We start from the raw sequence: 22001 nt of genomic DNA on the forward strand, positions 1-22001 counted from the left end.
CTACCCCGGGATCCATACAGTCGTCCTAGACGCATGGCTTATACATTCGTTCTAGACAAGCGTTTAAGACGCCCGTACATTCCTTGGCATGACGAACCCGACGAGCACGACCACGAGCACACCCGAGCCCACATCCCTTGCCGGGCGCCGTGAATGGACCGCACTCGGCGTGCTGATGCTTCCGCTGCTGCTGGTCTCGATGGACGTCTCCGTCCTCTACTTCGCCCTCCCGGCGATCGGCGCGGACCTGGCGCCGAGCGGCACCCAGCAGTTGTGGATCCTCGACATCTACGGCTTCGTCCTGGCCGGCCTGCTGATGACGATGGGCGCGCTGGGCGACCGCATCGGCCGCCGCCGCCTGCTGCTGTTCGGGGCCGCGGCCTTCGGCGGCGCCTCGCTGCTCGCCGCGTACGCGGACAGCGCCGGGACCCTGATCGCCGCCCGCGCGGTCCTCGGCATCGGCGGCGCGACCCTGATGCCGTCGACGATGGCGCTGCTGCGCACGATGTTCACCGACCCGGGCCAGCGCGCGAAGGCGATCGGCCTGTGGTCCGGGGTGATGACGGGCGGGATCGCCCTCGGCTCGGTGATGAGCGGGATCCTCGTCGAGCACTTCTGGTGGGGCTCGGTCTTCCTGGTCAACCTCCCGGCGATGGCCCTGCTCCTGCTCATCGGCCCGTTCCTGCTCCCGGAGTCCAGGAACCCCTCCCCCGGCCGCTTCGACTGGCTGAGCGTCCCGCTCTCGATGGCCGCCGTGCTCCCCGTGATCTACGGCGTCAAGGAGATCCCCTCCGAGGGCTGGCACCCGCTCTACATCGTCTCGGTCACCGTCGGCCTGCTCTTCGCCGCCCTCTTCGTCCACCGCCAGCGCACCACCGGCTCCCCGCTGATCCCGCCGGCCCTGCTGAAGGGCCGGGGCTTCAGCCCGGCGCTGGCCCTGAACCTGGTCGCCTCGCTCGCCATGATGGGCTCGGCGATCTTCACCACCCAGTACCTCCAGTCGGTCCTCGGGATGAGCCCGCTCGCGGCGGCGCTGTGGAGCCTGCTGCCCTCGGTGTTCATCGGGGCGGCGGGGCCGCTCACCGCGCAGCTGGTGCAGCGGGGCGCGGACCGCGGGTACGTCGTCGCGGGCGGCTTCGCGGCCATGGCGGCCGGGTTCGTGCTGCTCGCCCTGATCGGCACCGACTCGCTGTGGCTGGTGCTGGTCGGCGCCGGCGTCCTCGCCTGCGGGATGGTCGCGATCATGTCCCAGCTGACCGACCTCGCGATGACCGGCGCACCGGTGGAACGGGCCGGGACGGCGTCCTCGCTGCTGGAGACGGCTTCGGAGTTCGGCGGTGCGCTCGGCATGGCGGTGCTGGGCTCGATCGGCACGGCGGTCTACCGCCACGAGATGCCGGCCACGGCCCCGGCCGGCGCCCGCGAGACGCTGGGCGGCGCGCTGGCCACCGCAAGCCGGCTGCCGGGGCCCGCGGGAGAGGCCCTGACCCGCACCGCCCGGGAGGCGTTCACCAGCGGGATGCAGGGGGCGGCGATCGCGGGGGCGGTGCTGCTGACGCTGGCCGCGGTGGGTGCGGGGGTGACGCTGCGGAAGCTCGGTGAGTAGCAGGACATGCGAACGGCGGGCGGGCTGATTTGCGTCAGCCCGCCCGCCGTTCGCAGAAGTGGCTGTTACACGAGGTTCACCGAACGAGCCGACGTGGCCCCGATCTCCGCCTCCACCTCGGCCAGCACGCCGGAGGCCACCGTGTCGTCGACGGTGAGCACGGCCAGCGCCTCGCCGCCGGCCGCCGCACGGGCGACCTGCATACCGGCGATGTTGATCCCGGACTCCCCGAGGATGCGGCCGACGGTGCCGACGACACCCGGCCGGTCCTCGTAGCGCAGCACCAGCAGGTGGTCGGCGATCGCGAGGTCGACGTCGTAGTCGCCGACCGCGACGATCTTCTGGAGGTTCTTCGGGCCGGACAGCGTGCCGGAGACCGAGACCTCCTCGCCGTTGCCGAGGGTGCCTCGCACGGTGACGACGTTGCGGTGGTCGGCCGACTCCGAGCTGGTCGTCAGCCGTACCTCGACCCCGCGCTCCTGCGCGAACAGCGGCGCGTTGACGTACGACACCGTCTCGTCGACGACGTCCTCGAAGACGCCCTTGAGCGCGGACAGCTCCAGCACCTTCACGTCGTGCTGGGTGATCTCGCCGTAGACCTCGACGTCGAGGCGGACCGCGACCTCACCGGCGAGCGCGGTGAAGATGCGGCCGAGGCGCTCGGCGAGGGGCAGGCCCGGCTTGACGTCCTCCGCGATGACACCGCCCTGGACGTTGACCGCGTCCGGGACCAGCTCGCCGGCGAGGGCGAGGCGGACGGACCTGGCGACCGCGATGCCCGCCTTCTCCTGGGCCTCGTCGGTGGAGGCACCGAGGTGCGGAGTGCAGACGACCTGGTCGAGCTCGAAGAGCGGGGAGTCGGTGCACGGCTCCTTGCTGTAGACGTCGAGGCCGGCGCCGGCGACCCGGCCCTCCTTGAGCGCCGCGTACAGCGCCTCCTCGTCGACGATGCCACCGCGCGCGGCGTTGACGATCCGTACCGACGGCTTGACCTTGCGCAGCGCCTCGTCGCCGATCAGACCGACCGTCTCGGGGGTCTTCGGGAGGTGCACGGTGATGAAGTCGGCGACCTCGAGCAGCTCGTCCAGCGACAGCACCTTCACGCCCATCTGGGCGGCGCGGGCGGGCTGGATGTAGGGGTCGTACGCGACGACCTTCATGCCGAAGGCGGACATGCGCTGCGCGACCAGGGCGCCGATGCGGCCGAGGCCGACGACGCCGAGGGTCTTCTCGGCGAGTTCGACACCGGTGTACTTGCTGCGCTTCCACTCGCCGTTCTTCAGCGCGGCGTTGGCCTGCGGGATGTGGCGGGCGCTGGAGATGAGGAGACCGCAGGCCAGCTCGGCGGCGGTCACGATGTTGGAGGTCGGGGCGTTGACGACCATCACGCCGGCCTTGGTGGCGGCGGAGACGTCGACGTTGTCCAGGCCGACGCCGGCTCGTGCGACGACCTTCAGCTTCTTCGCCGCGGCGATGGCCTCGGCGTCGACCTTGGTGGCGGAGCGGATCAGGATCGCGTCCACGTCGGCGATGGCGGGGAGCAGTTCGGCTCGGTCCGCTCCGTTGGTGTGCCGGATCTCGAAGTCCGGGCCCAGCGCGTCGACGGTGGCGGGCGACAGCTCTTCAGCGATGAGTACGACAGGTTTCGAGCTCACGTGAGTCCTCACATGTCCAATGCGGACGGCCGTCCCGACGGCCGCAGGCGGTGGAGGTTGGCTAGCCGCGTGGAGACGCACGACGCTGTGGGCCTGACGCGTATGTATGACGGCAGTGTAGTGGCGTGACCGAGGTCGTCCTGCGCCTCTGCGGAAGGATCACCCGTCCGAGATCCGACGGGGCGGACAACAAGGCCGGGGCGGTTCGCCCCGGCCCTGTCACCTGGGGCTCACGCGTCTTCGTTCACCCAGGACATCAGCTTGCGCAGCTGCTTGCCGGTGGTCTCCAGCAGGTGCTCGGAGTCCTGCTTCTTGTACTCGTTGTACTTCTTCAGACCGCCGTGGTACTCGTCCATCCAGTTGCGGGCGAAGGTGCCGTCCTGGATCTCGGCGAGGACCTTCTTCATCTCGGCCTTGGTGGCGTCGGTGATGATCCGCGGGCCGGTGACGTAGTCGCCCCACTCGGCGGTCTCGGAGACCGACCAGCGCATCTTCTCCAGGCCGCCCTCGTACATCAGGTCGACGATGAGCTTCAGCTCGTGCAGGCACTCGAAGTAGGCGATCTCCGGCTGGTAGCCGGCCTCGACCAGGGTCTCGAAACCGGCCTTGACCAGGGCGGAGGTACCACCGCAGAGGACGGCCTGCTCACCGAACAGGTCGGTCTCGGTCTCCTCGGTGAAGGTGGTCTTGATGACGCCGGCGCGGGTGCCGCCGATGCCCTTCGCGTACGACAGCGCCAGCGCGAAGCCGTTGCCCGTGGCGTCCTGCTCGACGGCCACGATGCAGGGCACGCCGCGGCCCTCCTCGTACTGGCGGCGCACCAGGTGGCCCGGGCCCTTGGGGGCGACCATGCAGACGTCGACGCCGGCCGGGGGCTTGATGAAGCCGTAGCGGATGTTCAGGCCGTGGCCGAAGAACAGGGCGTCGCCGTCGTTCAGGTTCGGGGCGATGGACTCCTCGTAGACCTGGGCCTGGATCGGGTCCGGGACGAGGATCATGATGACGTCGGCCTCGGCGGCGGCCTCCGAGGGGGTCACCACGCGCAGGCCCTGCTCCTCGGCCTTCGCCTTGGACTTGGAGCCCTCGTGCAGACCGACACGCACGTCGACACCCGAGTCGCGCAGCGACAGCGCGTGGGCGTGGCCCTGGCTGCCGTAGCCGATGACCGCGACCTTGCGGCCCTGGATGATGGACAGGTCGGCGTCGGCGTCGTAGAACAGCTCGGCCACTTTGGGTTCTCTCCTTGGTGTGCAGGTGTTGCGTCCCACCGTATGACGGCGGGCGGAAGGGAAGTTTCGGGGTCTCGACATACGGGCGGCCGCCGAGCCGGAAGGAGCGCCGGCCGCCCGTGTCGAGCCTTGCTCAAGCCTTACGCAGATCGGTCGAGGGCGCGCAGCGACCGGTCGGTGATCGAACGGGCCCCGCGTCCGATCGCGATGGTGCCGGACTGCACCAGTTCCTTGATGCCGAACGGCTCCAGCATCTTGAGCATGGCCGTCAGCTTCTCGCTGCTGCCGGTCGCCTCGATGGTGACGGCCTCCGGGGAGACGTCGACGGTCTTGGCGCGGAACAGCTGGACGATCTCGACGATCTGGGAGCGCGTCTCGTTGTCTGCGCGCACCTTCACCAGAACGAGTTCCCGCTGAACGGCCGAACCCGGCTCCAGTTCGACGATCTTGAGCACCTCGACGAGCTTGTTGAGCTGCTTGGTGACCTGCTCCAGCGGCAGCGCCTCGACACTCACCACGATCGTGATGCGGGAGATGTCGGCGTGCTCGGTGACCCCGACGGCGAGCGAGTCGATGTTGAAGCCGCGGCGGGAGAAGAGGGCCGCGATCCGGGCGAGGATGCCCGGCTTGTTCTCCACCAGGACGGAGAGCGTGTGCTTGGACATTTTTCTGCGTCTCTCTCTTACGTCTCTCGCTCAGTCGTCTTCGTTGTCGCCGAAGTCGGGGCGGACGTCCCGGGCGGCCAGGATCTCGTCGTTGGAGGTGCCGGCGGCGACCATCGGCCACACCATGGCGTCCTCGTGGACGATGAAGTCGACGACGACGGGGCGGTCGTTGATGGAGTTCGCCTCTTCGATGACCTTGTCGAGGTCGTCCGGGGACTCGCAGCGGATGGAGTAGCAGCCCATGGCCTCCGACAGCTTGACGAAGTCGGGGACCCGGGTGCCGCGGGCGTCCGGGTTGACGTCGTCGGGCCCGGAGTGCAGCACCGTGTTGGAGTACCGCTGGTTGTAGAACAGGGTCTGCCACTGGCGGACCATCCCGAGAGCGCCGTTGTTGATGATGGCGACCTTGATCGGGATGTTGTTCAGGGCGCAGGTGGTCAGTTCCTGGTTGGTCATCTGGAAGCAGCCGTCGCCGTCGATCGCCCAGACGGTCCTGCCCGGCTGGCCGGCCTTGGCGCCCATGGCGGCCGGGACCGCGTAGCCCATGGTTCCGGCGCCGCCGGAGTTCAGCCAGGTGGCGGGCTTCTCGTACTGCACGTAGTGCGCGGCCCACATCTGGTGCTGGCCGACGCCCGCCGCGAAGATCGTGCCCTCCGGGGCGAGCTGCCCGATGCGCTCGATGACCTGCTGCGGCGAGAGCGAACCGTTGTCGGGCAGGTCGTAGCCCAGCGGGTAGGTCTCGCGCCAGCGGTTGAGGTCCTTCCACCAGGCGGTGTAGTCGCCCTGGTGGCCCTCGCCGTGCTCCTTCTGCACCGCCTGGATCAGGTCGGCGATGACCTCGCGGGCGTCGCCGACGATCGGCACGTCGGCGGCGCGGTTCTTGCCGATCTCCGCGGGGTCGATGTCGGCGTGGACGATCTTCGCGTACGGGGCGAAGCTGTCCAGCTTGCCGGTGACGCGGTCGTCGAAGCGGGCTCCGAGGGCGACGATCAGGTCGGCCTTCTGCAGCGCGGTGACGGCGGTGACCGCACCGTGCATGCCCGGCATTCCCACGTGCAGCGGGTGGCTGTCGGGGAACGCGCCGAGCGCCATCAGGGTGGTGGTGACGGGCGCTCCGGTGAGCTCGGCGAGGACCTTGAGCTCGGCGGTGGCGTGCGACTTGATGACGCCGCCACCGACGTAGAGGACGGGCCGCTTCGCGGAGGTGATCAGCTTGGCGGCCTCGCGGATCTGCTTGGCGTGCGGCTTGGTCACCGGGCGGTAGCCGGGCAGGTCCATGACCGGCGGCCAGGAGAAGGTGGTCTTCGCCTGGAGGGCGTCCTTGGCGATGTCGACCAGGACCGGGCCGGGGCGGCCGGTGGAGGCGATGTGGAACGCCTGGGCGATCACCCGGGGGATGTCCTCCGCCTTGGTGACGAGGAAGTTGTGCTTGGTGATCGGCATGGTGATCCCGACGATGTCCGCCTCCTGGAAGGCGTCCGTGCCGATCGAGGAGGACGCGACCTGCCCGGTGATCGCCACGAGCGGCACCGAGTCCATGTGCGCGTCCGCGATCGGCGTCACCAGGTTCGTCGCACCCGGGCCGCTCGTCGCCATGCAGACGCCGACCTTGCCGGTGGCCTGCGCGTAGCCGGTGGCCGCGTGCCCCGCGCCCTGCTCGTGCCGGCACAGGACGTGGCGCACCCGGGTGGAGTCCATCAGCGGGTCGTAGGCCGGCAGGATCGCGCCACCGGGGATGCCGAATACCGTGTCAGCGCCGACCTCCTCAAGCGAGCGGATGAGGGACTTCGCACCCGTGACGTGCTCGACGGTCGGGGTCTGCTGTCCTCCGGAACGGGGCCGCGGCTGCGGATGGTGGGCCGCGGCGCTCTGCTCGGTCATCGGCATTCTCTTCTCGATGCTGAGGGTTTTTGCGAGGTTCGTACGGATTTTCGCCGCCGTACGTCTGGTGCTGGTGCAACAAAAAACCCCTCGTGCCAAAAGGCAAGCGAGGGGAGCGCGCCGGTGTGGTCGCTGGGGATTCCGGATCGTCCTCCGGTGGGTCCCAGCTCAGCCGACGCGCTGTCCAAGTACGAGAATTCGGGTGCGCATGGGACTGACCCTCCCTCCGACGCGCACCACGTGTCAAGCGGGTGGGACGGGAGTCTCATTATGTGAGCGTAGGGCACTTCCGCCTCCCAGCACGGCGGGCACACCACCGGTGTACACCCCCGGGCCGCTCCCTGCGAAGGCCGGCTCGGCCGGGGCGTGCGGAACCGGGTAGTGGCCGGATCCGAGCGCCCGGCGCAGCCGGTACTCGTCCACCGGGCCGGAGAACGCCATGCCCATCCCGTGCGTGCACCCCATCGCGCGGAGCGCCGTGACCTGCTCGGGCAGGTCCACGCCCTCGGCCACGGACTGCAGGCCGAGGTCGCAGGCGATCCGCAGCAGCCCGCTGGTGATCTTGTGCAGCCGGGCCGACTCGACGACCCCCTCGACCAGGCTGCGGTCGAGCTTGAGCACGTCGACGGGGAGCTTGCGCAGGGCCGTGATCGCCGCGTAGCCGCTGCCGAAGCCGTCCAGCGCGATCCGGACACCGTGCCGGCTGAGCGTGGTCAGCCGCCGCTCCAGCTCGTCCAGCGGGACCCGGGGGTCCGTGTCGGACAGCTCCAGGAGCAGCGCCCCGGAGGGCAGCCCGTGCCGGGTGAGCAGGGCCTCCACGGAGCCGAGCGGCGAGGACCGGTCGAGCAGCCGCCGGGCGGAGGTCCGGACGGCGACCGGCACCACGAGCCCGCTCGCGGCCCGCTCGGCGGCCTGTTCGACCGCCTCCTGGAGGATCCACCGGTCCAGCTCGGCCGTCTTGTCGCTGTCCTCGGCGACCCGCAGGAACTCGGCCGGCGTGAACAGCACCCCCTGCGAGGAGCGCCAGCGCGCCTGCGCGGAGACCGATTCGATCCGGCCGTTCTCCAGGGACACCACCGGCTGGTGCAGCAGCGCGAACTCGCCGTCGTGCAGGGCAGCCCGCAGCCGGGTGGCCAGCTCCGCCTTGCGTACGACGTCCTGCTGCATCTGCGGCTTGTACAGCTTGACGCGGCCTTTTCCGGCCGACTTGGCGCGGTACATCGCCAGGTCGGCGTTGCGCAGCAACTCGCCCGCGCCGAGACCCGGTTCGGCGAAGGCGACACCGATGGACGCGTTGACACGGACATCGTTGCCGTCAATGGCGTACGGCTGGGAGAGGGTCACCCTGAGGCGGTCGGCGAGCTCCAGGATGTGCCGCTCCCGGGCACTGCGGTCACGGGTGCCGTCACCGACGATCAGCGCCGCGAACTCGTCGCCGCCCAGCCGGGACGCGGTGTCGCCCTGGCGGACCGCGTCCTGGAGTCTGCGCGCGGCCTGGACGAGCAGTTCGTCCCCGGCCTGGTGCCCGATCGTGTCGTTGACGGCCTTGAACCCGTCCAGGTCGATGAAGAGCACCGCCGTGTTCCTGAGGGCCGGGCCCCGGTCGGAGGAGCGGCGGCCGGACAGGGCCTGCTGCACGCGCCGGGTGAACAGGGCGCGGTTGGGCAGGTCGGTGAGCGGGTCGTGCTCGGCGTTGTGCTGGAGCTGCGCCTGCAGGCGCACTCTCTCGGTCACGTCCCGGCTGTTGAAGATGAGGCCGCCGTGGTGGCGGTTGACGGTGGACTCGACGTTGAGCCAGCCGCCCTCGCCGGACCGGAACCGGCACTCGATGCGGGTGGTGGGTTCCTCCTGGGGCTTCGCGGCGAGGAAGCGGCGCACCTCGTGCACCACACAGCCCAGGTCCTCGGGATGGATCAGGTTGGCCAGCTCCGAGCCCACCAGGTCCTCGGCGGTCCGGCCGTAGACCCCGGCGGCGGCCGGGGAGACGTACCGGAGGATGCCGTTGGGCGCGGCGATCATGATGACGTCGCTGGAGCCCTGCACCAGGGAGCGGAAGTGGTTCTCCTGCTGCGCCAGTTCCTGGGTGAGGGTGATGTTGTCGAGGAGCATGATGCCCTGGCGCACGACGAGCGCGAGGACCACGCAGCCGGCGGTGATCAGGACGACGTGGTCCGGACTGCGGCCGTTGAGGACGTTGTAGAGGATGCCAAGGGTGCACACGGCGGCGGCCAGGTACGGGGTGAGCGCGGCCAGGGAGCCGGTGATCGGCCGGCCGGCCGGGTATCGGCTGTGGTCGCCTCCCGGGGCGGGCGCCGGCGGCTGCTTGGGCGCCTGGGCACGGCCGCCGGGCACGTGCTCGTGGACCACGCGCGTGTGCCCCTCGGGGTCCTGGGCGCCCTGTGACCGGGGTGCGGCCCAGGGGGCGTACGCGAGCAGCAGCGAACCGGCGAACCAGCCCGCGTCCAGCAGCTGGCCGGAGCGGTAACTGCTGTGCAGCAGCGGCGAGGTGAACAGGGCGTCGCACATCACGGTCAGGGCGAGGGCGCCGATCGCGGTGTTCACCGCGGTGCGGTTGCCGGGCGAGCGCCGGAAGTGCAGTGCGAGCACCATGCTGACCAGGGCGATGTCCAGCAGCGGGTACGCCAGCGAGAGCGCGGTGTGCGCGACGCTGGGCCCGTCGAACCGGGCGGCCTGGGCGAGCGCGAGGCTCCACGACAGGGTGAGCAGGGAGCCGCCGATCAGCCAGGCGTCGAGCGCCAGGCAGATCCAGCCGGCCCTGGTCACCGGCCGCTTGGCCAGCACCAGCAGACCCACGATGGCGGGCGGCGCGAAGCACAGGAAGAACAGGTCGGCGTAGCTGGGGCTGGGCACGGGCCGCTGGAGCACGACCTCGTACCACCCCCATACCGCGTTGCCCAGGGCCGCCATCGCCGAGGAGAGGGCGAACAGCAGCCAGGCGGGTCGAAAGCGGACCCGCGGGGAGCGGGCGTAGAGGAAGCACGACACGGCGGCGGTGCCGGCGGCCGCGGTCAGACCGAAGTCGCCCATGAACAGGGCGATCTGGTTCGAGCCCCAGTCGAACGCGGAACCGACGGCGTATCCCGCGCAGATCAGGGCCAGGACGAGTTGCCGGACCATGCCGGTCCCGCCGCCGGTGGCCGGCGGCCGGGGGTGCGGCATCCCCGCCGGAGGCTGTGCCCGCAGCGCTCCGGGGAGGGTGGTCGTCACAGGCGTGGACGCGGTCACCGGATGCTCCCGGTGCACGTCACTCCCGGGTCCCGCGGGTCCCGGAGCGCTGGGTGGGGGTGCCTCCTGCGTCCGCTGTGCCGGTGGTGGTGATGGCTGGTGTGGTGGCCGCGTCTGCGCGCAGCCGTGCGCCAGGGTCGCCGCCGGCGGCTCCGCCGCGTCGGATCGTTCGTCCATAGGCCGTGCATCGCCCGTCGCCCCCCTCACAAATCTGAAATGTCCATCCCCGGCGCCGTAGGTGCGCGGCGCAGCCCCTTCCGGGACGATACACCAGTCTCGTCACTCAGGGACATAGCTTCTCTACGCTCCGTGACGGCCAGGGGCTATGCGCGCACGCACCGCACCCGGAAGGTCGCGGACCGTACCGGAAGCGGATTACACGCGTATTGCCGTGATGGTCAGTTGTCGGTGGATCCCGTCGTCAAAATCACGTTCCGCAGGGGCTCCTGGTTCACGAGACGGTTCAACTGCTCGGTGACGAGGCGCTTGGCGCGCGGCAGGAAGGCCGAGGTGGGGCCGCCGACATGAGGGCTGATCAGGACTCCGGGCGCCTGCCACAAGGGGTGCCCGGCCGGCAGCGGCTCGGGGTCGGTGACGTCCAGGGCGGCGGTGAGGCGGCCGCTCTCCAGTTCGGCCAGGAGGGCCTTGGTCTCCACGACGGGCCCGCGCGCGACGTTCACGAGCAGGGCGCCGTCCTTCATCCGTGCGAGGAACCCCGCGTTGACCAGGCCACGCGTGGTGTCCGTGAGGGGCGTGGAAAGGATGACGACATCGGCTTCCGGAAGCAGATTCGGCAGTTCGGTGAGTGGATGCACGGGACCGCGCGCCGAGGCGCGCCCGGAGCGCGCGACGCGCGCCACCCGCGCAACCTCGAAGGGTGCGAGCCGGTCCTCGATGGCCGAACCGATGGCGCCGTAGCCGACGATGAGGACGGACCTGTCGGCGAGGGCGGGGTGGAATCCGCTCTGCCAGTGCTCCTGCTGCTGGGCGCGCACGAACCCCGGGATGCCGCGCAGGGAGGCCAGTGTGAGCGCGAGCGCGAGTTCGGCGGTGCTCGCCTCGTGCACGCCGCGCGCGTTGCACAGCGGCACGCCGGGGACGATGCGGTCGCCGGCCGCGATCATGTCGTCCACACCGGCCGTGAGGGTCTGGATCAGCCGCAGGTTCCACATCGCCGCCAGCGGCCGCACCTTCACGTCCTGCCGCTTCATGTAGGGGACGACGTAGACGGCACAGTCGGCGGGGTCGCCGGGGAACTCCTGGTCACCGTTCCAGAAGAGGTAATTGAGCCCTTCGGGCAGATCCGTGAACTCGTCGGGCGGGATGGGGAGCCATGCGTCCTGGGTCATGGTCAGGAGGCTATGTCAGGGGTGCGGACGCGGGCGGGTTAGGTTGGGGGCCGGAGAAGGAGGTTCACGGGCTGGTGGAGCGCAGGACGATCGGCGCGGGGGCGCTCGCGGTGGGGGCCGTCGGACTCGGGTGCATGCCGATGAGCTGGGCGTACAGCGGGTCGCGGCAGCGGGGTGACGAGTCGCTGAGAGCGGTGCACGAGGCCCTGGATTTGGGCGTGACACTCCTTGACACAGCCGACATGTACGGTCCGTTCACCAACGAGCTGCTGCTGGGGCGGGTGCTCAGGGAGCGGCGTGCGGAGGCCTTCGTCTCGACGAAGGTGGGCCTGCTGGTGGGCGACCAGCACATCGTGGCCAACGGCCGTCCCGGATACGTGAAGCGGGCCTGCGACGCGTCGCTGCGCCGGCTCCAGACCGATGTCATAGACCTCTACCAACTGCACCGCGCCGACCCCGAGGTCCCGGTCGAGGAGACCTGGGGCGCGATGGCGGAACTGGTGCAGGCGGGAAAGGTGCGGGCACTGGGGCTGTGCGCCGTGGGGGCGCGCGGGGGGCGCAGGTCCGGCGCGCGGTTGCACGACGCGACCTTGCGGCAGCTTCGGCGGGTGCAGCAGGTGTTTCCGGTGAGCGCGGTGGAGGCGGAGCTGTCGGTGTGGTCGCCGGAGGCGCTGGAGTCGCTGCTGCCGTGGTGCGCGGCGCGGGGGGTGGGGTTCCTCGCGGCGATGCCGCTCGGCAACGGCTTCCTGACCGGCACGCTCACGCCGGGTGAGGGGTTCGAGCCGGACGACCTGCGGGCGCGGCACCCTCGCTTCACGGCGGAGATGATGGCGGCGAACCAGCCGATCGTGGCGGGGCTGCGGAGGGTGGCGGGCCGGCAGGAGGGCGACGGTGTCACCGCCGCTCAGGTGGCGCTGGCGTGGGTGCTGGCGCAGGGGGCGCATGTGGTGCCGGTGCCGGGGGCGAAGCAGGGGCGGTGGGTGGCCGAGAACGCGGGGTCCGTGGAGGTCCGGCTGAGTGCGGAGGATCTGGCGGAGCTGGGTGGGTTGCCTGCTGCGGAGGGGTCTTGGGACTAGCACGGCGATGGCCGTGATGCGCCGGTGGTTCGGTGCGGCGCCGTGGGGGCTGGTCGCGCAGTTCCCCGCGCCCCTTACGGGGCGCCGGCAGCGGGCGTTCGTATTCGTCAGCCACCGGACAACCCCGCACCCCTGACGGGGCGCCGGCAGCGGGCGTACGCGTCATGAGTCGCCCGGCGGTCCCGCGCCCCTGACGGGGCGCGTTGTACTACCGTCGGTCGGAGGAGCCGGGGGCTGTTCGAAGGGACCGTGATCGTGCGACGTCGAGCTGTGCCCGCCTTGTTGGCCGCGGCCGGACTCCTGCTGGTGGCGGGGTGTTCCTCCGGGGGCAGTGGTGGGGATCTGCCCACGCCGTCCTGGGCCGGGGGGTCGTCGGCGGCGCACTCCTCCGGGGCCTCCGCGCCGGGCGGGGCCGCCGAGTCCGCCGCGCCTGCCAAGGGGTCGGTGAAGGTGCTGCGTACCGTCGCCGAGGGGCTGAAGTCGCCCTGGGGGCTGGCGCCGCTGCCGGACGGGGCGGGGCTGCTGGTGTCCGACCGGGACGACGGGACGATCAGCAAGGTCGACGAGAAGACCGGGAAGACCACGGAGCTGGGGGTCGTCTCCGGGGTGTCCGCGGCCGGTGAGGGAGGGCTGCTGGGGATCGCGCTCTCCCCCGACTTCGCCTCGGACCACATGATCTACGCGTACTTCACGTCGGCCTCCGACAACCGCATCGTCCGCATGCTCTGGGACGAGAGCAAGCCGGCCAAGGAGCAGCTGGGCGCGCCCGACACGGTCTTCAAGGGCATTCCGAAGGGGCTCATCCACAACGGCGGCAGGATCGCCTTCGGCCCCGACGGCATGCTCTACGCCGGGACCGGGGAGAGCGGGCAGCGGGGCCTCGCGCAGGACAAGGGCTCGCTCGGCGGGAAGATCCTGCGGCTGACGCCGGAGGGTGACCCGGCCCCCGGCAACCCGTTCCCGGGCTCCCCCGTCTACACCTACGGCCACCGCAACGTGCAGGGCCTCGCCTGGGACGACCGGCAGCGGCTGTTCGCCTCGGAGTTCGGGCAGGACACCTGGGACGAGCTGAACGCCGTCAAGCCCGGCGGCGACTACGGCTGGCCGAACGCGGAGGGCAGGTCGTCCGACCCGAAGTACGTCAACCCGATCGCCCAGTGGCACACCGACGACGCCTCCCCCAGCGGCATCGCCTACGTCGACGGAGTCATCTGGATGGCCGGTCTGAAGGGTCAGCGGCTGTGGCGCATCCCGCTGGACGGCACGAACGCGGCCGCGGCCCCGCAGGCCTTCCTCACCGGCGAGTACGGCCGCCTGCGCACCGTCGTGGCGGCAGGCGGCGACAAGCTGTGGCTGATGACCAGCAACACCGACGGACGGGGCAGGCCGAAGCCGGGCGACGACCGGATCCTGGAGCTCGAGGTGAAGTAGCCGGGGCCGGGGGGGCGCCGCTCACGCCTCGTCGTCCCCCGAGTCCGCCGAGGGCTCCCCTTCGGACTCCGCCGCAGGCTCGTCCTGCGGGAGCCGTATGACGACCTTGCCGGACGAGAGGTCTATCGGCCCGCGGCCGGGGTCCGTGTCCCCCACGTCCTCCCGGGTCAGCTCCAGCCGCTTCTGCTCCTCGTGGGTGTGTCTGCGGCCGGGTGCGAACAGCTCCTCGAACATGTTGAACACGGTGCCTCCTCTGCCGGTCCCCTACGTGGTCGGGCCGAGGGCCTCGACGGGGAACATCCCCAGTCTGTGTGCCACCGCCGCCGCCTCGCCCCTCCCTGCAACGCCCAGCTTGCCCAGAATGTTCGAGACGTGGACGCTCGCGGTCTTCGGAGAGATGAAGAGCTCCTCGGCTATCTGGCGGTTGGTACGGCCGGCCGAGACCAGGCGCAGGACGTCGCGCTCCCGGCTGGTGAGGCCGAGGCTCTCGGCGGGGTCGAGGGCCCGCGGCGCGGCGCGGGTGGTGAGGGTGAGGCGGGCCCGCTGGGCGAGGAGGGCGACGGCCTCGGCGAGCGGGCGGGCGCCGAGGTGGTCGGCGACGGCCCCCGCCAGCCGGAGGAGCTCCGTCGCGCGGTCGCGTTCGTCGTCGCCGGTGGCCTCTTCGAGCAGGGCCTGGGCGAGACGGCGGCGGACCCGCGCGAGGTCGTAGGGGCGGTCCAGGCACTCGAAGCCGGTGACCACGTCCGACCAGAGGGCGGCGGTGGCGGTGCTCCGGGCGCGGTGCAGTTCGGCGCGGGTCCAGCGCTCGTACGCCTGCCAGAGGGGCGCGCCGGTGGTGAGCTTGCGGGCTGCCTCGGCGAGCCGGTCGAGCGCCTCGGCGCGGCCCGCGGCCGCCGCGGGCAGGGCGCGGGCGTCGGCCTCGGCGGTCGCGGCGGCCAGCAGCAGGGGCCAGCCGTAGCGGTGGGTGCCGGGCGGGAAGCCGGCCGCCAGGGCGCGGTCCAGCTCGGCGCGGGCGTCGAGGATCCTGCCCTCCTCGGCGGCGACGCCGATCGCGATCCGGGCGACCGGCAGCTGGGCCTGCGGCATCGGGTCGTGGGTGCCGTAGTGGGCGCGCGCGATGGCCAGCCGGCGGGCGGCCTCGGCCGTGTCGCCCCGGGCGAGGGCGACATGGGCGAAGTGCAGGGCGCCCGCGCCCCGGGGCTTGGCGCTGGCCGCGGAGCCGAGGGCGCCCGCGGCGGCTTCCGCGGCCTCGTCCCACTGGCCGAGCGCGTACAGCGACTCGGAGAGGTTGCCCCAGATCCACGCCTCGGAGTCCAGCAGGCCGTATCTGCGGGCGAAGGCGATGCCCTCGCGCTGGATCGGCACCGCCTCCCGGGAGCGGCCCACCGACTCCAGCTCGGAGGGGAGGTTCGTGTAGGCGCGGCCCGCGACATGGGTGACGCCTTCGTGGAGGGCGGCGTCCTTGACGCGCTCCAGCTCCGCGAGGCCGTTGTCGACGTCACCCGCGTCGACCATGAGACAGCCCAGAGTGACCCGCGCGTTGAGCTCGATCTCCCGGGCGCCCACCATCCGCGCGTACTCGACGGCCCGTTCGGCGGCGGCGAAGGCCTCGGGGCCCGGCTCGTGCAGCATGGACCAGGCGGCGGCGTTGGCCAGCACGTCGGCGTGCACCTCGGACGGCGGCAGACCGCGCACCAGGTCCTGGGCGGTGCCGAGTTCCTGCCGGCCGTCCCCGCGGGCGAGGCCCTGGACCAGCCGGGAGCGCTGTACCCAGAACCAGGCGGCGCGCTGCGGGTCGTGCTCGTCCTGGAGGATCCGAAGCGCCTTCTTGGTGATCTTCAGGGCGCGTTCACGCTCCCCGCAGAAGCGGCCGGCGACGGCCGCCTCCGCCATCAGGTCGAGATAGCGCAGCGGGGTGGTCGCGGGATCGCAGCCGCAGGGAGGGTAGACGTCGGTGTAGTCGACGGGGCGCAGGGCCGCGCGGATCTCCTCGGGGGCGGTGTCCCACAGCTCCATCGCCCGCTCCAGGAGCCGCAGTTGCTCGCTGTAGGCGTGCCGGCGGCGGGCCACGACGGAGGCGTCGAGGGCGGCGGGCAGGGCCTTGGCCGGGTCGTGGGCCTGGTACCAGTAGCTGGCCAGGCGGGTCACGCGCGCATCGGCCGGGACCAGCTGGGGGTCGGCCTCCAGGGCTTCGGCGTAGCGGCGGTTGAGCCGGGAGCGTTCGCCGGGCAGCAGGTCGTCGGCGACGGCCTCGCGGACCAGGGAGTGCCGGAAGCGGTAGCCGTCGCCGGCGGGGGTGGCGGTGAGGAGGTTGGCGCCGACGGCGGCCCGCAGCGCCTCGATGAGGTCGTCCTCGGCGAGCTGGGCGACGGCGGCCAGCAGCCGGTACTCGACGGTGGAGCCGCCCTCGGCGACGATGCGGGCCACCCGCTGGGCGCTCTCGGGCAGTGCCTCGACCCGGACCAGGAGCAGGTCGCGCAGCGAGTCGGTGAGCCCGGTGCAGCAGCCCTCGGTGGCGGCCACCGCGAGCTCCTCGACGAAGAAGGCGTTGCCGTCGGAGCGTTCGAAGATGTCGTCGACCTGGGCGGGGTCGGGTTCGGCGGCCAGGATGCCGGCGATCTGGCGGCCGACCTCCTCGCGGGTGAACCGGGCGAGTTCGAGGCGGCGGACGGTGCGCAGCCGGTCGAGTTCGGCGAGCAGGGGGCGCAGCGGGTGGCGGCGGTGGATGTCGTCGGAGCGGTAGGTGGCGAGGACGACGAGCCGGCCGGTGCGCAGGGTGCGCAGCAGGTAGGCGAGGAGGTGGCGGGTGGAGGCGTCGGCCCAGTGCAGGTCCTCCAGGGCGACGACCACGGTGCGCTCGGCGGCGACCCGCTCCAGGAGGCGCGCGGTGAGTTCGAAGAGGCGGGCCATGCCCTGTTCGTCGTGGTGGCCGGAGGTGGCCTCGCCGAGTTCGGGCAGCAGCCGGGCCAGCTCGTCCTCCTGGCCGGCGGCGGCCTCGGCCAGTTCGTCGGGCAGGGCGGCCCGCAGTGCGCGCAGTGCGGTGGAGAAGGGGGCGAACGGCAGCCCGTCGGCGCCGATCTCCACGCAGCCGCCCAGGGCGACGACCGCGCCTCTGCGGCAGGCGGCGGTGGCGAACTCCTCCACCAGCCGGGTCTTGCCGACGCCGGCCTCGCCGCCGAGCAGCAGCGCCTGCGGCTCGGCGGCCCCGGCGCGGTCGAGCGCGTCGTTCAGCGTGTCCAACTCGTCGTTGCGGCCTACGAAGACGGGACTCACGGACCTGGTTTCCACAGGCCAGAGCATCGCATGGGGGCCGGAGCCCACGGCAGCGGTTTTCCACAGCACCGGTGCGCTTGTCGTACCGGTGGTCGGCAAAGGGGGAAGCCGGTGGCCGACCCCCGTGCGGCCACCGGCTTCCCCGTTCCCGGCCTCCGGGCGGTCTGTGCCGCCCGGCCGTCCCAGGTTCACGCGGCGCGCGGGAACCGGCGCCGGCCACGGCGGTCGATATGGGCCTCCTGCGCCACCGGGACGTCGCCCGCCGTCCCGGCAGTCCGTGCCTCCCGGCGGGCTGCGCGGCGGGAGCGGACGGCCTCGCGGACGAGACGGGCGTCGTCGGCCTGCCGACGCATTTCGGCGGAACGGATCCGGTGGAGTTCGTACTCGAACATGGTGGGTTCCCTTGTGAGAGTGGGTGGTTGGGCTTCGCTCTGTGCGATGCCTCCACTTTCGTCTCCCAGGGGGGTGCGCCACATCGGGAGAGTTCCGCATCTTCGCGGGACCGCCGGACCCCGGACACGCGTAAGGGGCCTCAGACCGTCCGTAAGGTGCTTACGGACGCCCTAAGGCCCCTCCGGCCTGGGCCGTCGCGGTCGGCTCAGCCGGTCGAGGGCAGTCCGAGGAGTGCGTCGGAGTACTTGAGGACGGCCAGCAGCAGGCCGATGACGCCGAGCGCGACACCCGCCCAGGCGACCGACTTGATCCACGGTGCCTGCGCCTTGCCCGGGGCACCGAAGGCGGGCCGGGCCAGCACCACGACACCGGTGATCAGCGCGGCCAGCGCGAAGAGGCCGGCCCACAGCGCGGTGGTCGCCCACGCGTCGCCGTACACCTCCTTGACCTGCTTGGCGACGCTCGCGCTCGACGAGGTCTGGAGCTGGCCGACGAGGGTCTCGCGGGCGGCGGCCACCGTACCGATCCAGCCACCCGTGAGGGAGACCAGGCCGAGCGCGACGGAGACGACGGCACCGGCGCCCTGGCCGACCCCCGACGGGCCCTCGGCGAGGTCGGCGCCGTCCGCCAAGTCCTCGGCGTCCGCGTCCTCGGCGTCCTCCGCGTCCTGCGCGTCGAGTTCGGCGCCCCTGCCGTCGGCGGCCTCGGTACCGGACTCCGCCACGTCGTCGGCGCTCTTGGTGACGCTTACCTTCTGCTCGTCGGTCGTGGCTTCGGCGCCCGTCTCGGCACCGGTCTCGTCAGCTGTCTTGGTTCCCATGTCCGGCACCGTACGGATCCTGTCTGAGAGGCGTCTTAATGATCGTTCTCTGCGGCACGTGCGCGTGCTTCACGCCATTCCGGGGCGAGGATCGACCACACCTCCAGGTCGTGCCGTAGGCCACCATAGGGGTGCGCCTGGCGGCGTACGCCATCGCGGGTCATCCCCAGCCGCCGGGCCACGTTCAGGCTGGGCACGTTGCCCGAGGCGGCGACCCACTCGATCCGGTGGATGCCGCGCTGGTCGACCGCGAAGTCGAGCAGTACCCGCATCGCGCGGGTGACGAGTCCGCGCCCGGTGCCGGCCGGCTCCAGCCAGCAGCCGACCTCGGCGTTGCCGCGTTCGGCGTCGAAGTTCAGGAAGAGCACCCCGCCGACGAGCGTGCCCTCCAGCCACAGGCCGTGCAGGGAGCCGGTGTCGGCGGCGCGCATGTCGGCGTACCGCTGGAGCATGGCCCGTGCGGCGGGCACGTCCGTCTCCTTGGAGCCGAAGGAGATGAACTGTCCGATGAACTCCCGCCCGCGCTCCAGGTGGGCGAGGAACTCCTCGGCGTGCCAGGGCTCCAGCGGGCGCAGTTCGGCGCCGTCGTCACCCAGCGATATCGCGTACATCGTGCTTCTCCCGTTCCACCACGTCCTCGGCCGGCCCGTCGAGCCTCTCATGCGCGGCCGGCACCCGGGCGGCCCGCCGGTCCGGGGCGGGGGCGTCAGTCGAACTGGTCGCCGAGCGCCATCACCATCGTGCCCAGGATCATCAGCCACAGGGCCCAGCGGGTCCGGCCGCGGGCCCCGAGCCGTCCGGCGAGCACGCACACGGCGGATCCGGAGCCGTAGGCGGCCGGCACCAGGGCGGGCACGCCCCCGCCCACTCTCATCGACGCGGCGGTGAGCCCCATCAGGGCCAGCAGCACCCCGGTCACCGTGGCGGTCCAGCGGGCCCGGCGGGCGTCCTCGTAGAGGTCCTCGTCCTCGTCGTCCGCGGCCTCCACCCCGGATGTCCCTGGTTCGGCGTCGGATTCGGCGTGTGCGGTCATGGCGGGCGAGCGTAGTACCCGCACCTGAGGAAACCGGCTGCGAACCAGGTGGACAACTGCTAGCTTCCGCTGGTCAGCCCTGACCGGCCCCTCGCCGACGACCGAAGCGGGTGCATTGTTTGACGGCTCGAACGATCTCCTACGCATCGCCTTCCACTACGAAGATCACAAGGAGCCCGTTCAGTCATGTCCGACGCCGTCTCTCCCGCACCGTCGAAGGACGCCTCACTCGCTGACCGTCTGACCCTGCCCCGTTACCCGCGCAGCAGCACCTACGACGCCCGCTGGGCGGTCGAGAACCAGATGGGCCCGCACGCCCTGTGGCTGCTGGAGTGGCTGGCCCCCGCCCTCGGCCTGGACTCCCTGCGCCCCTGCGCGCGCGTCCTCGACCTGGGCTGCGGCCGGGCGATGACGTCGATCTTCCTGGCCAGGGAGTTCCACGCGCAGGTCACCGCCGCGGACCTGTGGATCAGTCCCGACGACAACGCCGGGCGGATCGCCGAGGCCGGGTTCGCCGACCGCGTGCAGCCGGTACACGTGGAAGCGCACGACCTGCCCTTCGCCGAGGGCAGCTTCGACGCGATCGTCTCGGTCGACGCGTACCAGTACTTCGGCACCGCCGACCTCTATCTGCCCTCGGTCACCCGGCTGCTGAAGCCCGGCGGCCGGATCGGGATCGTCGTGCCCGCGGTGCGCGAGGAACCGGACGGCGCCGAGCCGCCCGAGCATCTGAGAGCGCACTGGGACCCGGGTTTCTGGGCGTTCCACTCCGTCGGCTGGTGGCACCGGCACTGGACCCGCAGCGGGGCCGTGCAGGTCGAGGCCGCCGACTGGCTGGAGGACGGCTGGCGCGACTGGCTGCTGTGGAGCGAGGTGTGCGCCGCGGAGAGCCCGGATGCGGAGATGGCCCGGATGGCCCGGGAGTCGGTGGAGCTGCTGGAGGCGGACCGCGGGCAGCTGCTCGGCTTCGCCCGGATCGTGGGCCGCCGCCTGTGACGCGGTACGGCCCCGGAGGCGCTGCCTCCGGGGCCGTACCAGGCGCGTGCTGCCGCTCAGCCCTCGCTGACGCCCAGCTTCTCCAGGATCAGTTCCTTGACGCGGGCCGCGTCGGCCTGACCGCGGGTCGCCTTCATGACCGCGCCGACCAGGGCACCGGCCGCGGCCACCTTGCCGCCGCGGATCTTGTCGGCGACGCCCGGGTTGCCGGCGATGGCCTCCTCGACGGCGGCGGTGAGCGCGCCCTCGTCGGAGACGACCTTCAGGCCGCGCTTGTCGACGACCTCGTCCGGGGTGCCCTCGCCCGCGAGGACGCCCTCGATGACCTGCCGGGCCAGCTTGTCGTTCAGGTCACCCTTGGAGACCAGCTCGGTGACCCGGGCGACCTGCGCCGGGGTGATCGCCAGCTCGTCGAGCGAGGTGCCCGACTCGTTGGCGCTGCGGGCCAGTTCGCCCATCCACCACTTGCGGGCGGAGGCCGCGTCGGCCCCGGCGTCGATGGTGGCGACGATCAGGTCCAGCGCGGCGGCGTTGATGATCGCCTGCATCTCCACCGCGGAGATGCCCCACTCGGCGAGCAGCCGGTTGCGGCGGGCCAGCGGCATCTCCGGCAGCGCGGCACGGATCTCCTCGACCCACTCGCGCGAGGGCGCCACGGGGACCAGGTCGGGCTCCGGGAAGTACCGGTAGTCCTCTGCCTCCTCCTTCACGCGGCCCGAGGTCGTCGACCCGGTGTCCTCGTGGAAGTGCCGGGTCTCCTGGACGATCGTCCCGCCGGAGGACAGCACGGCCGCGTGCCGCATGATCTCGAAGCGGGCCGCGCGTTCCACGGACCGCAGCGAGTTCACGTTCTTCGTCTCGGAACGCGTGCCGAACGTGGCGGTGCCGTGGGGGCGCAGCGACAGGTTCACGTCGCAGCGCATCTGGCCCATCTCCATGCGGGCTTCCGACACGCTGAGCCCGCGGATGACCTCGCGCAGCTCACGGACGTACGCCCGCGCGACCTCGGGAGCCCGCTCGCCGGCGCCCTCGATCGGCTTGGTGACGATCTCGATGAGCGGGATGCCCGCGCGGTTGTAGTCGAGCAGGGAGTGGGACGCGCCGTGGATACGGCCGGTGGCGCCGCCGACGTGGGTCGACTTGCCGGTGTCCTCCTCCATGTGGGCGCGCTCGATCTGCACGCGGAAGGTCTCGCCGTCCTCCAGCTGCACGTCGAGGTAGCCGTTGAAGGCGATCGGCTCGTCGTACTGGGAGGTCTGGAAGTTCTTCGGCATGTCCGGATAGAAGTAGTTCTTCCGGGCGAAGCGGCACCACTCGGCGATCTCGCAGTTCAGCGCGAGACCGATCT

17 protein-coding genes are annotated in these 22001 nt (G+C 71.7%); 4 read left to right on the forward strand and 13 right to left on the reverse strand.

Annotation, left to right across the window (positions count from 1 at the left end):
* Positions 1 to 88 precede the first annotated feature (88 nt).
* Positions 89 to 1606 carry an MFS transporter gene (locus tag JF597_RS34065; RefSeq protein WP_294004234.1) on the forward strand — a complete coding sequence of 506 codons (1518 nt, stop codon included), beginning with the start codon at positions 89 to 91 and terminating at the stop codon, positions 1604 to 1606.
* A 65-nt stretch (positions 1607 to 1671) separates the two neighbouring features.
* Here JF597_RS34065 and serA read toward each other — a convergent pair whose 3' ends face one another.
* The 6 genes from serA to JF597_RS34095 form a co-directional block, all read right to left on the reverse strand.
* Positions 1672 to 3261 (reverse strand): phosphoglycerate dehydrogenase, encoded by a 1590-nt coding sequence (gene serA / locus JF597_RS34070; protein ID WP_294004236.1) that lies wholly within the window; start codon positions 3259 to 3261, stop codon positions 1672 to 1674.
* A 230-nt stretch (positions 3262 to 3491) separates the two neighbouring features.
* A complete protein-coding gene (ilvC, locus tag JF597_RS34075; protein ID WP_294004239.1) occupies positions 3492 to 4490 on the reverse strand; it encodes a ketol-acid reductoisomerase in 999 nt (332 codons plus the stop codon).
* A 140-nt stretch (positions 4491 to 4630) separates the two neighbouring features.
* Complete coding sequence (ilvN, locus tag JF597_RS34080) at positions 4631 to 5155, reverse strand: acetolactate synthase small subunit (protein ID WP_046726929.1); 525 nt, start codon at positions 5153 to 5155, stop codon at positions 4631 to 4633.
* Between the two features lie 30 nt (positions 5156 to 5185).
* The gene (locus JF597_RS34085; RefSeq protein WP_294004246.1) at positions 5186 to 7036 is read right to left on the reverse strand and encodes an acetolactate synthase large subunit; all 1851 of its coding nucleotides are present in this window, start codon (positions 7034 to 7036) and stop codon (positions 5186 to 5188) included.
* A 243-nt stretch (positions 7037 to 7279) separates the two neighbouring features.
* Positions 7280 to 10216 (reverse strand): EAL domain-containing protein, encoded by a 2937-nt coding sequence (locus tag JF597_RS34090; protein ID WP_294004277.1) that lies wholly within the window; start codon positions 10214 to 10216, stop codon positions 7280 to 7282.
* 464 nt (positions 10217 to 10680) lie between these two features.
* Complete coding sequence (locus JF597_RS34095; RefSeq protein ID WP_294004249.1) at positions 10681 to 11631, reverse strand: 2-hydroxyacid dehydrogenase; 951 nt, start codon at positions 11629 to 11631, stop codon at positions 10681 to 10683.
* Positions 11632 to 11705: 74 nt separating this feature from the next.
* Here JF597_RS34095 and JF597_RS34100 point away from each other — a divergent pair, with 74 nt between their 5' ends.
* Positions 11706 to 12707 (forward strand): aldo/keto reductase, encoded by a 1002-nt coding sequence (locus JF597_RS34100; RefSeq protein WP_294004252.1) that lies wholly within the window; start codon positions 11706 to 11708, stop codon positions 12705 to 12707.
* 270 nt (positions 12708 to 12977) lie between these two features.
* On the forward strand, positions 12978 to 14138 hold the full coding sequence (locus JF597_RS34105) for a PQQ-dependent sugar dehydrogenase (protein WP_294004280.1): 1161 nt from the start codon (positions 12978 to 12980) through the stop codon (positions 14136 to 14138).
* A gap of 21 nt (positions 14139 to 14159) precedes the next feature.
* On the opposite strand, the gene JF597_RS34110 is transcribed toward JF597_RS34105, so the two are convergent.
* The 6 genes from JF597_RS34110 to JF597_RS34135 form a co-directional block, all read right to left on the reverse strand.
* Positions 14160 to 14381, reverse strand: a complete 222-nt coding sequence (locus tag JF597_RS34110) for a DUF6191 domain-containing protein (RefSeq protein ID WP_294004255.1) — start codon at positions 14379 to 14381, stop codon at positions 14160 to 14162.
* Between the two features lie 21 nt (positions 14382 to 14402).
* Positions 14403 to 17438, reverse strand: a complete 3036-nt coding sequence (locus JF597_RS34115; protein ID WP_294004258.1) for a helix-turn-helix transcriptional regulator — start codon at positions 17436 to 17438, stop codon at positions 14403 to 14405.
* A 161-nt stretch (positions 17439 to 17599) separates the two neighbouring features.
* Positions 17600 to 17803, reverse strand: coding sequence for a hypothetical protein (locus JF597_RS34120; RefSeq protein ID WP_294004261.1), 204 nt, complete (start codon positions 17801 to 17803; stop codon positions 17600 to 17602).
* 206 nt (positions 17804 to 18009) lie between these two features.
* Positions 18010 to 18624: a hypothetical protein gene (locus tag JF597_RS34125; RefSeq protein ID WP_294004263.1), complete on the reverse strand. Its 615-nt coding sequence runs from the start codon at positions 18622 to 18624 to the stop codon at positions 18010 to 18012.
* A gap of 35 nt (positions 18625 to 18659) precedes the next feature.
* Complete coding sequence (locus JF597_RS34130) at positions 18660 to 19235, reverse strand: GNAT family protein (RefSeq protein WP_294004266.1); 576 nt, start codon at positions 19233 to 19235, stop codon at positions 18660 to 18662.
* Between the two features lie 95 nt (positions 19236 to 19330).
* On the reverse strand, positions 19331 to 19657 hold the full coding sequence (locus JF597_RS34135) for a hypothetical protein (RefSeq protein WP_294004269.1): 327 nt from the start codon (positions 19655 to 19657) through the stop codon (positions 19331 to 19333).
* A gap of 186 nt (positions 19658 to 19843) precedes the next feature.
* Between JF597_RS34135 and JF597_RS34140 the strand changes: the two genes are divergently transcribed.
* Positions 19844 to 20653 carry a methyltransferase domain-containing protein gene (locus JF597_RS34140; protein ID WP_294004272.1) on the forward strand — a complete coding sequence of 270 codons (810 nt, stop codon included), beginning with the start codon at positions 19844 to 19846 and terminating at the stop codon, positions 20651 to 20653.
* A gap of 56 nt (positions 20654 to 20709) precedes the next feature.
* Here the strand turns inward: JF597_RS34140 and gatB are convergent.
* The coding region (gene gatB / locus JF597_RS34145) for an Asp-tRNA(Asn)/Glu-tRNA(Gln) amidotransferase subunit GatB (protein WP_294004274.1) at positions 20710 to 22001 on the reverse strand (1292 nt) is incomplete at its 5' end.

The sequence above is a fragment of the Streptomyces sp. genome, assembly GCF_019510245.1.
Taxonomy (GTDB): Bacteria; Actinomycetota; Actinomycetes; order Streptomycetales; family Streptomycetaceae; genus Streptomyces.

Excerpts from the sequence above, each read along its gene's own strand:
- JF597_RS34065 (WP_294004234.1), top strand. The coding sequence starts at position 89 with ATGACGAACCCGACGAGCACGACCACGAGCACACCCGAGCCCACATCC.
- ilvN (WP_046726929.1), bottom strand. The coding sequence starts at position 5,155 with ATGTCCAAGCACACGCTCTCCGTCCTGGTGGAGAACAAGCCGGGCATC.
- JF597_RS34085 (WP_294004246.1), bottom strand. The coding sequence starts at position 7,036 with ATGACCGAGCAGAGCGCCGCGGCCCACCATCCGCAGCCGCGGCCCCGT.
- JF597_RS34090 (WP_294004277.1), bottom strand. The coding sequence starts at position 10,216 with ATGCCGCACCCCCGGCCGCCGGCCACCGGCGGCGGGACCGGCATGGTC.
- JF597_RS34095 (WP_294004249.1), bottom strand. The coding sequence starts at position 11,631 with ATGACCCAGGACGCATGGCTCCCCATCCCGCCCGACGAGTTCACGGAT.
- JF597_RS34115 (WP_294004258.1), bottom strand. The coding sequence starts at position 17,438 with ATGCTCTGGCCTGTGGAAACCAGGTCCGTGAGTCCCGTCTTCGTAGGC.
- JF597_RS34120 (WP_294004261.1), bottom strand. The coding sequence starts at position 17,803 with ATGTTCGAGTACGAACTCCACCGGATCCGTTCCGCCGAAATGCGTCGG.
- JF597_RS34125 (WP_294004263.1), bottom strand. The coding sequence starts at position 18,624 with ATGGGAACCAAGACAGCTGACGAGACCGGTGCCGAGACGGGCGCCGAA.
- JF597_RS34130 (WP_294004266.1), bottom strand. The coding sequence starts at position 19,235 with ATGTACGCGATATCGCTGGGTGACGACGGCGCCGAACTGCGCCCGCTG.
- JF597_RS34135 (WP_294004269.1), bottom strand. The coding sequence starts at position 19,657 with ATGACCGCACACGCCGAATCCGACGCCGAACCAGGGACATCCGGGGTG.
- JF597_RS34140 (WP_294004272.1), top strand. The coding sequence starts at position 19,844 with ATGTCCGACGCCGTCTCTCCCGCACCGTCGAAGGACGCCTCACTCGCT.